This window comes from Acinetobacter sp. YH12058 (genome assembly GCF_013419805.1).
GTDB lineage: Bacteria > Pseudomonadota > Gammaproteobacteria > Pseudomonadales > Moraxellaceae > Acinetobacter > Acinetobacter towneri.
The window spans coordinates 1-10,259 of sequence record NZ_VOZL01000035.1 but is presented as its reverse complement, the minus strand read 5'-3'; the positions used below and the strand labels follow the sequence as shown (position 1 = coordinate 10,259).

General features: G+C 47.3%; 9 protein-coding genes and 6 pseudogenes. 8 read left to right on the top strand and 7 right to left on the bottom strand.

Translation table 11 applies throughout. The features are described 5' to 3' along the window. A pseudogene (locus tag FTU09_RS13110) lies at positions 1-75 on the top strand (IS6 family transposase); the annotation flags it as partial. 53 nt (positions 76-128) lie between these two features. Here FTU09_RS13110 and intI1 read toward each other — a convergent pair. Continuing rightward, positions 129-665, bottom strand: a pseudogene (gene intI1 / locus FTU09_RS13105) (class 1 integron integrase IntI1); the annotation flags it as partial. Between the two features lie 155 nt (positions 666-820). On the opposite strand from intI1, the gene dfrA16 reads away from it, so the two are divergent. The 6 genes and pseudogenes from dfrA16 to qac all read left to right on the top strand — a co-directional run bounded on the left by dfrA16 (position 821) and on the right by qac (position 6,141). After that, entirely contained in the window at positions 821-1,294 is a 474-nt protein-coding gene (dfrA16, locus tag FTU09_RS13100; protein ID WP_032490158.1) for a trimethoprim-resistant dihydrofolate reductase DfrA16, read from the top strand. Between the two features lie 164 nt (positions 1,295-1,458). Then, positions 1,459-2,325, top strand: coding sequence for a PSE family carbenicillin-hydrolyzing class A beta-lactamase CARB-2 (locus FTU09_RS13095; RefSeq protein WP_001931474.1), 867 nt, complete (start codon positions 1,459-1,461; stop codon positions 2,323-2,325). A 117-nt stretch (positions 2,326-2,442) separates the two neighbouring features. Continuing rightward, positions 2,443-3,281: pseudogene (locus FTU09_RS13090) on the top strand (AadA family aminoglycoside 3''-O-nucleotidyltransferase). A gap of 214 nt (positions 3,282-3,495) precedes the next feature. Beyond that, positions 3,496-4,755 (top strand): chloramphenicol efflux MFS transporter CmlA6, encoded by a 1,260-nt coding sequence (locus FTU09_RS13085; RefSeq protein ID WP_001256773.1) that lies wholly within the window; start codon positions 3,496-3,498, stop codon positions 4,753-4,755. 92 nt (positions 4,756-4,847) lie between these two features. Beyond that, positions 4,848-5,686 (top strand): annotated as a pseudogene (aadA1, locus tag FTU09_RS13080) (ANT(3'')-Ia family aminoglycoside nucleotidyltransferase AadA1). Between the two features lie 122 nt (positions 5,687-5,808). After that, positions 5,809-6,141 (top strand): quaternary ammonium compound efflux SMR transporter QacL, encoded by a 333-nt coding sequence (qac, locus tag FTU09_RS13075; RefSeq protein ID WP_000800531.1) that lies wholly within the window; start codon positions 5,809-5,811, stop codon positions 6,139-6,141. 246 nt (positions 6,142-6,387) lie between these two features. Here the strand turns inward: qac and FTU09_RS13070 are convergent, their stop codons facing one another. Next, positions 6,388-7,071: an IS256 family transposase gene (locus FTU09_RS13070; RefSeq protein WP_012512983.1), complete on the bottom strand. Its 684-nt coding sequence runs from the start codon at positions 7,069-7,071 to the stop codon at positions 6,388-6,390. Between FTU09_RS13070 and FTU09_RS13065 the strand changes: the two genes are divergently transcribed. After that, positions 7,043-7,318: a hypothetical protein gene (locus FTU09_RS13065; RefSeq protein ID WP_109023896.1), complete on the top strand. Its 276-nt coding sequence runs from the start codon at positions 7,043-7,045 to the stop codon at positions 7,316-7,318. The genes FTU09_RS13070 and FTU09_RS13065 overlap by 29 nt on opposite strands. 2 nt (positions 7,319-7,320) lie before the next feature. Here the strand turns inward: FTU09_RS13065 and sul3 are convergent, their stop codons facing one another. From sul3 to FTU09_RS13040, 5 genes and pseudogenes are all read right to left on the bottom strand, one after another. After that, positions 7,321-8,112, bottom strand: a complete 792-nt coding sequence (gene sul3 / locus FTU09_RS13060; RefSeq protein WP_000034420.1) for a sulfonamide-resistant dihydropteroate synthase Sul3 — start codon at positions 8,110-8,112, stop codon at positions 7,321-7,323. Positions 8,113-8,580: 468 nt separating this feature from the next. Further along, positions 8,581-8,826 (bottom strand): GrpB family protein, encoded by a 246-nt coding sequence (locus tag FTU09_RS13055; protein ID WP_001354008.1) that lies wholly within the window; start codon positions 8,824-8,826, stop codon positions 8,581-8,583. A gap of 37 nt (positions 8,827-8,863) precedes the next feature. Continuing rightward, a complete protein-coding gene (locus FTU09_RS13050) occupies positions 8,864-9,727 on the bottom strand; it encodes an SDR family oxidoreductase (RefSeq protein ID WP_000612791.1) in 864 nt (287 codons plus the stop codon). Between the two features lie 145 nt (positions 9,728-9,872). Further along, positions 9,873-10,130: pseudogene (locus tag FTU09_RS13045) on the bottom strand (hypothetical protein); the annotation flags it as partial. Positions 10,131-10,184: 54 nt separating this feature from the next. Then, positions 10,185-10,259, bottom strand: a pseudogene (locus FTU09_RS13040) (IS6 family transposase); the annotation flags it as partial.

The window sequence follows — 10,259 nt, the reverse complement described above, 5'->3', positions numbered from 1 at the left end:
GGCCAGGCCTCAGCATTTTATTATGGTGATCCCCTGGGCGAAATGCGCCTGGTAAGCAGAGTTTTTGAAATGTAAGGCCTTTGAATAAGACAAAAGGCTGCCTCATCGCTAACTTTGCAACAGTGCCACATCAAGGCCCGATCCTTGGAGCCCTTGCCCTCCCGCACGATGATCGTGCCGTGATCGAAATCCAGATCCTTGACCCGCAGTTGCAAACCCTCACTGATCCGCATGCCCGTTCCATACAGAAGCTGGGCGAACAAACGATGCTCGCCTTCCAGAAAACCGAGGATGCGAACCACTTCATCCGGGGTCAGCACCACCGGCAAGCGCCGCGACGGCCGAGGTCTTCCGATCTCCTGAAGCCAGGGCAGATCCGTGCACAGCACCTTGCCGTAGAAGAACAGCAAGGCCGCCAATGCCTGACGATGCGTGGAGACCGAAACCTTGCGCTCGTTCGCCAGCCAGGACAGAAATGCCTCGACTTCGCTGCTGCCCAAGGTTGCCGGGTGACGCACACCGTGGAAACGGATGAAGGCACGAACCCAGTGGACATAAGCCTGTTCGGTTGGTAAGCTGTAATGCAAGTAGCGTATGCGCTCACGCAACTGGTCCAGAACCTTGACCGAACGCAGCGGTGGTAACGGCGCAGTGGCGGTTTTCATGGCTTGTTATGACTGTTTTTTTGTACAGTCTATGCCTCGGGCATCCAAGCAGCAAGCGCGTTACGCCGTGGGTCGATGTTTGATGTTATGGAGCAGCAACGATGTTACGCAGCAGGGCAGTCGCCCTAAAACAAAGTTAACTCGAGGGAGAAATCGTGAAGTTATCACTAATGGCTGCCAAGTCGAAGAACGGTATTATCGGTAATGGACCAGATATTCCATGGAGCGCCAAAGGCGAGCAACTTCTATTTAAGGCAATTACATATAATCAATGGCTTTTAGTTGGACGCAAAACTTTTGAGTCAATGGGCGCTCTCCCAAATCGAAAGTATGCAGTTGTAACTCGCTCTAATTTTTCTACGAATGATGAGGGTGTAATGGTTTTCTCCTCAATTCAGGATGCCTTAATAAATTTAGAGGAAATCACGGATCATGTTATCGTTTCTGGTGGTGGTGAAATATACAAAAGCTTGATTTCCAAAGTAGATACTTTGCATATTTCAACAGTCGACATCGAGCGAGATGGAGACATAGTTTTTCCTGAAATCCCAGATACATTCAAGTTGGTATTTGAGCAAGATTTCGAGTCTAACATTAACTATTGTTATCAAATCTGGCAAAAGAGTTAACAAGCGCCTGCAATCTGACCTCCGGTTACTGTCACCTTTTTTTGCGGTGGAGCTGCAAAAAAGGCGCCATTAACCTCCGGCAGTTGAGGCGGGCGTTAGCCATATTATGGAGCCTCATGCTTTTATATAAAATGTGTGACAATCAAAATTATGGGGTTACTTACATGAAGTTTTTATTGGCATTTTCGCTTTTAATACCATCCGTGGTTTTTGCAAGTAGTTCAAAGTTTCAGCAAGTTGAACAAGACGTTAAGGCAATTGAAGTTTCTCTTTCTGCTCGTATAGGTGTTTCCGTTCTTGATACTCAAAATGGAGAATATTGGGATTACAATGGCAATCAGCGCTTCCCGTTAACAAGTACTTTTAAAACAATAGCTTGCGCTAAATTACTATATGATGCTGAGCAAGGAAAAGTTAATCCCAATAGTACAGTCGAGATTAAGAAAGCAGATCTTGTGACCTATTCCCCTGTAATAGAAAAGCAAGTAGGGCAGGCAATCACACTCGATGATGCGTGCTTCGCAACTATGACTACAAGTGATAATACTGCGGCAAATATCATCCTAAGTGCTGTAGGTGGCCCCAAAGGCGTTACTGATTTTTTAAGACAAATTGGGGACAAAGAGACTCGTCTAGACCGTATTGAGCCTGATTTAAATGAAGGTAAGCTCGGTGATTTGAGGGATACGACAACTCCTAAGGCAATAGCCAGTACTTTGAATAAATTTTTATTTGGTTCCGCGCTATCTGAAATGAACCAGAAAAAATTAGAGTCTTGGATGGTGAACAATCAAGTCACTGGTAATTTACTACGTTCAGTATTGCCGGCGGGATGGAACATTGCGGATCGCTCAGGTGCTGGCGGATTTGGTGCTCGGAGTATTACAGCAGTTGTGTGGAGTGAGCATCAAGCCCCAATTATTGTGAGCATCTATCTAGCTCAAACACAGGCTTCAATGGCAGAGCGAAATGATGCGATTGTTAAAATTGGTCATTCAATTTTTGACGTTTATACATCACAGTCGCGCTGATAAGGCTAACAAGGCCATCAAGTTGACGGCTTTTCCGTCGCTTGTTTTGTGGTTTAACGCTACGCTACCACAAAACAATCAACTCCAAAGCCGCAACTTATGGCGGCGTTAGACATCATGAGGGTAGCGGTGACCATCGAAATTTCGAACCAACTATCAGAGGTGCTAAGCGTCATTGAGCGCCATCTGGAATCAACGTTGCTGGCCGTGCATTTGTACGGCTCCGCAGTGGATGGCGGCCTGAAGCCATACAGCGATATTGATTTGTTGGTTACTGTGGCCGTAAAGCTTGATGAAACGACGCGGCGAGCATTGCTCAATGACCTTATGGAGGCTTCGGCTTTCCCTGGCGAGAGCGAGACGCTCCGCGCTATAGAAGTCACCCTTGTCGTGCATGACGACATCATCCCGTGGCGTTATCCGGCTAAGCGCGAGCTGCAATTTGGAGAATGGCAGCGCAATGACATTCTTGCGGGTATCTTCGAGCCAGCCATGATCGACATTGATCTAGCTATCCTGCTTACAAAAGCAAGAGAACATAGCGTTGCCTTGGTAGGTCCGGCAGCGGAGGAATTCTTTGACCCGGTTCCTGAACAGGATCTATTCGAGGCGCTGAGGGAAACCTTGAAGCTATGGAACTCGCAGCCCGACTGGGCCGGCGATGAGCGAAATGTAGTGCTTACGTTGTCCCGCATTTGGTACAGCGCAATAACCGGCAAAATCGCGCCGAAGGATGTCGCTGCCGACTGGGCAATAAAACGCCTACCTGCCCAGTATCAGCCCGTCTTACTTGAAGCTAAGCAAGCTTATCTGGGACAAAAAGAAGATCACTTGGCCTCACGCGCAGATCACTTGGAAGAATTTATTCGCTTTGTGAAAGGCGAGATCATCAAGTCAGTTGGTAAATGATGTCTAACAATTCGTTCAAGCCGACCGCGCTACGCGCGGCGGCTTAACTCCGGCGTTGGGCGCACAATAAGGCTCCTTGCAGAGTTGCTTGAAAGTTGTTACGATTCAAATTTAATCATGAGATAGTCAGCAGATGAGCACTTCCAAGAACGCAGACAAGTAAGCCGCAGCAACCTTCATTTTTCGGTTGTTGCGGCGTTCTCATGAATCCTTTTGCTCTACGGGAGCGCCGCCAAATCCTTTGTTCAAGGAGATGGTTTCGTGCGCTCAAAAAACTTTAGTTGGCGGTACTCCCTTGCCGCCACGGTGTTGTTGTTATCACCGTTCGATTTATTGGCATCACTCGGCATGGACATGTACTTGCCAGCAGTGCCGTTTATGCCAAACGCGCTTGGTACGACAGCGAGCACAATTCAGCTTACGCTGACAACGTACTTGGTCATGATTGGTGCCGGTCAGCTCTTGTTTGGACCGCTATCGGACCGACTGGGGCGCCGCCCCGTTCTACTGGGAGGTGGCCTCGCCTACGTTGTGGCGTCAATGGGCCTCGCTCTTACGTCATCGGCTGAAGTCTTTCTGGGGCTTCGGATTCTTCAGGCTTGTGGTGCCTCGGCGTGCCTTGTTTCCACATTTGCAACAGTACGTGACATTTACGCAGGTCGCGAGGAAAGTAATGTCATTTACGGCATACTCGGATCCATGCTGGCCATAGTCCCGGCGGTAGGCCCATTGCTCGGAGCGCTCGTCGACATGTGGCTTGGGTGGCGGGCTATCTTTGCGTTTCTAGGTTTGGGCATGATCGCTGCATCTGCAGCAGCGTGGCGATTCTGGCCTGAAACCCGGGTGCAACGAGTTGCGGGCTTGCAATGGTCGCAGCTGCTACTCCCCGTTAAGTGCCTGAACTTCTGGTTGTACACGTTGTGTTACGCCGCTGGAATGGGTAGCTTCTTCGTCTTTTTCTCCATTGCGCCCGGACTAATGATGGGCAGGCAAGGTGTGTCTCAGCTTGGCTTCAGCCTGCTGTTCGCCACAGTGGCAATTGCCATGGTGTTTACGGCTCGTTTTATGGGGCGTGTGATACCCAAGTGGGGCAGCCCAAGTGTCTTGCGAATGGGAATGGGATGCCTGATAGCTGGAGCAGTATTGCTTGCCATCACCGAAATATGGGCTTTGCAGTCCGTGTTAGGCTTTATTGCTCCAATGTGGCTAGTGGGTATTGGTGTCGCCACAGCGGTATCTGTGGCGCCCAATGGCGCTCTTCGAGGATTCGACCATGTTGCTGGAACGGTCACGGCAGTCTACTTCTGCTTGGGCGGTGTACTGCTAGGAAGCATCGGAACGTTGATCATTTCGCTGTTGCCGCGCAACACGGCTTGGCCGGTTGTCGTGTACTGTTTGACCCTTGCAACAGTCGTGCTCGGTCTGTCTTGTGTTTCCCGAGTGAAGGGCTCTCGCGGCCAGGGGGAGCATGATGTGGTCGCGCTACAAAGTGCGGAAAGTACATCAAATCCCAATCGTTGAGAGAATGTGGCAAGCTATCGCCCAACAAATCGCTGCAGCCGACCCAAAACCGCTACGCGGTTTCGGTCGGCTGAGCTCAGGCGTTAAACATCATGAGGGAAGCGGTGATCGCCGAAGTATCGACTCAACTATCAGAGGTAGTTGGCGTCATCGAGCGCCATCTCGAACCGACGTTGCTGGCCGTACATTTGTACGGCTCCGCAGTGGATGGCGGCCTGAAGCCACACAGTGATATTGATTTGCTGGTTACGGTGACCGTAAGGCTTGATGAAACAACGCGGCGAGCTTTGATCAACGACCTTTTGGAAACTTCGGCTTCCCCTGGAGAGAGCGAGATTCTCCGCGCTGTAGAAGTCACCATTGTTGTGCACGACGACATCATTCCGTGGCGTTATCCAGCTAAGCGCGAACTGCAATTTGGAGAATGGCAGCGCAATGACATTCTTGCAGGTATCTTCGAGCCAGCCACGATCGACATTGATCTGGCTATCTTGCTGACAAAAGCAAGAGAACATAGCGTTGCCTTGGTAGGTCCAGCGGCGGAGGAACTCTTTGATCCGGTTCCTGAACAGGATCTATTTGAGGCGCTAAATGAAACCTTAACGCTATGGAACTCGCCGCCCGACTGGGCTGGCGATGAGCGAAATGTAGTGCTTACGTTGTCCCGCATTTGGTACAGCGCAGTAACCGGCAAAATCGCGCCGAAGGATGTCGCTGCCGACTGGGCAATGGAGCGCCTGCCGGCCCAGTATCAGCCCGTCATACTTGAAGCTAGACAGGCTTATCTTGGACAAGAAGAAGATCGCTTGGCCTCCCGCGCAGATCAGTTGGAAGAATTTGTTCACTACGTGAAAGGCGAGATCACCAAGGTAGTCGGCAAATAATGTCTAACAATTCGTTCAAGCCGACGCCGCTTCGCGGCGCGGCTTAACTCAAGCGTTAGATGCCAGATTTGGCGTTGCGTATGCTCACAGAAAATCGACAGCCGCAAGACTGTTTTTGGCAACTCATAGCCACCACTATTTATCCTTCATACCGTAGAGGAGATTGCACGTGAAGAACTGGCTCTTTCTGGCTATTGCAATATTTGGTGAGGTCGTCGCAACTTCCGCACTGAAGTCCAGCCATGGATTCACCAAGTTAGTTCCTTCTGTTGTAGTTGTGGCTGGCTACGGGCTTGCGTTCTATTTCCTCTCTCTCGCACTCAAGTCCATCCCGGTCGGCATTGCTTATGCTGTTTGGGCTGGCCTCGGCATCGTACTTGTGGCAGCTATCGCTTGGATCTTCCATGGCCAGAAACTAGACTTGTGGGCGTTCGTTGGCATGGGACTTATCGTTAGTGGCGTCGCCGTTCTAAATCTGCTATCCAAGGTCAGCGCACATTGATCGGGCTGGCATCTAACAGTTCATTCAAGCCGACGCCGCTTCGCGGCGCGGCTTAATTCAGGTGTTAGTCGGACGCCTACGGCGCCGAGGAAAAAAGAAACCAAACCATTCTTGCTGCCAAAGAGAAAAACCCCTTACGGTGGCGTACTGGGAAAGTGCGTATCTACGACGCCTTGCCGGTCTCAATGTCATGCCGTCCTCTTTCGAAGGCTGCTTGATGCAAACCTCTCAAAAATCTGGCATAAACTATCTTGACATATTCCGATTGAACACCTTCCGAATATCAGCGGCTATCAGCGGGATCTCATCTTTTTTCGTGACGTAGGAGTGGGCATTCTGCTGCAGATGAAACTGGCAGCGTTGCCACAGAATTCCAGGGAAGACAGCATCGATTGCCGCGCGCAGTCCTGAGTGGTCATCACTGGTGATCATTCGCAGGCCGTGCATCCCTCGTCGTACGAGACCCTCGAGAAAGGAACGCCAGTTTACCTCTGCCTCACTGTTCGCGACTTCGGCGTCAAGAATATGCCGATTCCCGCTGTAATCAACGCCAATAGCCACTAGAAGCGCCTGCTTGACCACATGGGAACCGACGCGAACCGATTCATAGGTCGCATCAAGTACCAAGTATTGAATCTGTCCGACAGGCTGCGCCTTCCAAGACGTAATCTCTTCATCGAGCTCCTTTGCCAGCCTGCTGACCTGGGACGAGCTGACTTCGGTGCCACAAAGAATTTCGACGATATCCGAGACCCTGCGGGTACTTACTCCTTTGACATACATTTCGGCGATGGCGAGCTTGAGAGCACGCTCACTGCGCATGCCTTTCTCGATGCAGCTGGGATAAAACTCCATCCCGCGAACTTGTGGTACTTTCAAGAGGACTTTCCCGGTCGCAAGATTGAATATTGGATTATTTGGATTTACCAACAAACACTACTATTTAGCTACGAAAACTCAAGAGAAGTACACAAAACCTTTTGGAAGTGATGGAAGTTTAAGTCCTCTTGATTATAGTGTAGGTATTGGAACAGGTTTAGAATTAGGACATTTCCAGTTTATGTTTGGCTATGATTACCCTCTTAGTAACAGTTCGAAAGATCCAGACCTAAGTCAAGTACGCCAACACAACTTCAGAGCAAGTATAGCATATTCATTTAGAAAGCTAAAAAAATAAAACTAACCTAGGGCTTTGGATATTTTCAAGGCATCTGATAAAGACTTAACATCATGGGTGCGGAGATAATCTGCACCTTTTTTGTATGCATACATTTCTGCTGCAAGAGTTGGTGCTAAACGAGATTTCACATCGGTTCCAGTTATTTTACCTAAGAATGATTTCCGTGACACTGCAATCATTACTTGCAAATTAAAAGCTTCTTGAATTTCAGGGAAACGCTTCAAAACAAGAATAGATGTTTCTGGATTAGAGCCTAAAAAGAAGCCCATACCCGGATCAAGAATAATTCGTTCACGCTTTACACCAGCCTCAACTAAAGCAGCAATTCTTTCTTTAAAAAATTCCATCATGGAAGTAAAAACCTCTTCCGGATTCGTTTCAACTTTAGTAGCTGCACCAATTCGCTGAACGGAGTGCATCAACACAAGTTTGCAATCTGACTTTGCCAAGCCTGAATAAATCTCAGGATAAGGAAAACCTTGAATATCATTAATAAAATCAACCTTTTGTTCTATGCAAAAACTCTGAACCTCAGGTTTAAATGTATCAACAGAAATAGAAATGCCTTTTTCTTTTAAAGCCTTAATGACAGGTTTGAGTCTTTTGATTTCTTCCACAACGCCCACTTCAGTTGTATCAGGATTACTGGAAGCGGCTCCCAAATCAATCACATCTGCTCCATCTTCAACCAAATGCAGAGCATGCTCAATTGCCTTATCTGTATCTAAATAAAGTCCTCCATCGGAAAAACTATCGGTGGTTATATTTACGATTCCAAAAATCTTGCTCATATCATTTTGCTTTGATTACAAAAGTAGCATTTATCTTAATTGACTAATTATCACTTACGCAAATTGACACATTTTCCCTATCTTTGCAGCCTAATTTTTTTGTTTTAATTCATTATGAAAACTGATAGGAACTGTCATTTCGAGTTTTTCGCGGTTTTGGGTCAAAATTCGGTTTTTTCCCCGAACTACGACTGTTTTCGCACCCCGAACAACTAATCCAATCAGAATTTTCCGGCAACGCCGACTCCAAGAAGTGTAATTCCAGTCTATTTCTGCCGTCAACCCCTGATTCGCGTTAATGCGACAAAGCTCAAACACATAACTCCCCCACGAAGCCATATAAACTCCGATTTCGAGGTGTTATCCTGTTCCGCATAAACTTCGTTTTTGGGTATTATACCTACACCAAAGCAAGAAGATTATGGGTCCAAACTTCATTTGTATATTTTGCAAACAAATATCTGCCTGTCATATCTGTCGGAGTGTGGTGATACTCCTTTGCATTAAAAATGCGCTGATAAAAGGTAGTTCAGCAAAAGGCGAAACGCCAATAAATATATCTATAACCGGTTTCGCCCGTTGATTGGGTATCGCCGTGCTTCCGATATGTTCAATGGCTACGGCATGAGAACCGAAAAAATGGAGCAATTTTATTTTCTCTTCTTCAAAATTCTTTGTCCAATCCGGGTTATATTCCATAATTTCAATTTTCATGATAGTTTCGTCCTTGCCTCAAAAACCATGTTTGGTATTATACTCCATATCTCTCCGGTGCAGGAATAGCCTTTTCTGATGCACGGCTAACAGCTTCCCATTCTTCCCAGGTAGCCATCCGTGCTTTTAAAGTATCCATCGCCAAATCGTATACCATGCTGCCAAGGATAAGCCTCAAAGGCGGATTATTGCTGGCTACTAATTTCATAAGGGCTTCCGCTGCCAAGGAAGGATCACTATCGACCGAATCTTCGGAATACTGTTTCGCCAGCTCATCGCGCAGTGTACCGTATGAATCTAATGGATTGCTGTAACTCATCGAAGTGTATAAATCTGTCCAATATCCTCCTGGTTCCACCATAGTGAGTTTCACTCCGAAATGTTCCGCTTCTTTTGCTAAGGCTTCACTCATTCCTTCCAGCGCAAATTTACTTGCACTGTAAATACCAGACATCGGACCCGAGATAATAGCGCCAATGCTTGTAATCTGTATGATATGTCCAGAACGCTGCGACCTCAAATAGGGCATCACTGCCTGACAAACCCAAAGAGCTCCAAAAAAGTTTGTGTCCATTAGTTTCCGAGCATCGGATTCGTTTAGTTCTTCAATCATACCCATAGTCATGATACCCGCATTATTAACAACAATATCAAGCCTACCGAAATGTTTAACTGCTGTTTCAACCGTAGAAAAAACAGCCTCCCTATCTGTAACATCGAGGTTTAATGGCAGTAAGCTCTCTTGATATGTTTCTTCTAGCTTCGCCAAATTATCGATAGTCCTTGCAACTGCAACAACTTTATCCCCGGCTTTCAAGGCGGCGCATGTAAAAGCATAGCCAAGCCCCTTGCTTGCTCCGGTAATAAACCATACTCTTTTATTTTCGCTATTAGGTATCATAGATATTCTCCTTTAGGCTATTATAGAAAGATTATTATAAGCGAAATTAATACCGTTAAACGCCATGAGCCCGACAATTTTGAGCACTTTGTTTTGTACTCCCAGAAGCTCACCACTACAAATTATCATCAACCCGGTCCTTTTTTCAGTCCACTTGCGGTTTCATTGTTACTTTGTCATAGCGTCGTGTCAGAATGCGGCAGAGAACAGCGTTTACTATCAACGCAACACCAGACCAGAAAAACCATGTATTAACACCTATAACCTCAACAACCGGACCTGCAACAAGTAAGCCTATCGGCATAGAAAGAGTCATGGCGGTCATCAAAAGGGAAAACACCTTGCCCATCATTTCAGGGGCAATGCTTTCTTGAACATAAGCCATAACAGGAACATTCATAAATGGGCACTGTTGCAAAGTTAGCGATGAGGCAGCCTTTTGTCTTATTCAAAGGCCTTACATTTCAAAAACTCTGCTTACCAGGCGCATTTCGCCCAGGGGATCACCATAATAAAATGCTGAGGCCTGGCC

What these genes read in the sequence shown, in the direction of transcription:
- FTU09_RS13095 (WP_001931474.1), top strand. Translation starts at nt 1,459, where the DNA reads ATGAAGTTTTTATTGGCATTTTCGCTTTTAATACCATCCGTGGTTTTT.
- sul3 (WP_000034420.1), bottom strand. Translation starts at nt 8,112, where the DNA reads ATGAGCAAGATTTTTGGAATCGTAAATATAACCACCGATAGTTTTTCC.
- FTU09_RS13055 (WP_001354008.1), bottom strand. Translation starts at nt 8,826, where the DNA reads ATGAAAATTGAAATTATGGAATATAACCCGGATTGGACAAAGAATTTT.
- FTU09_RS13050 (WP_000612791.1), bottom strand. Translation starts at nt 9,727, where the DNA reads ATGATACCTAATAGCGAAAATAAAAGAGTATGGTTTATTACCGGAGCA.